Source organism: Streptomyces sp. A 4/2 (assembly GCF_940670765.1).
Taxonomy (GTDB): Bacteria; Actinomycetota; Actinomycetes; order Streptomycetales; family Streptomycetaceae; genus Streptomyces.
Genome location: NZ_CALNVW010000108.1, coordinates 1 through 318, shown reverse-complemented (window position 1 = coordinate 318; position 318 = coordinate 1). Strand labels below are relative to the sequence as shown.

General features: G+C 63.8%; 1 protein-coding gene. It reads right to left on the bottom strand.

Going from position 1 to position 318, the window contains the following annotated elements; genetic code table 11:
* Positions 1 to 318, bottom strand: a 318-nt coding sequence (locus tag NBY69_RS37800) for a hypothetical protein (protein WP_250306698.1), incomplete at both ends; no start/stop codon positions are given.

The window sequence follows — 318 nt, the reverse complement described above, 5'->3', positions numbered from 1 at the left end:
ACACCACCCGCCAACACATCCACCAAACGACCCACCACACCACCACCAACCACACCACCATCCACAACCTCAGGAACATCAACCAACCCACCCCAACAACCCGGCTCCTCCAACGCCACCACACGACCCAAACCCCACACACCCGCCCTCACCGGACGCAACACCACATCACCACCACCCACACCCACCGCACCCGACGTCACCACCCACACACCACCAACCCCACCCACATCACCCCACGCCTGCACCAACACCGCCGACCCCACCAACCCCACCGGCACACCCGAACCACTCACATCACCCGAACCAGCCGAACCA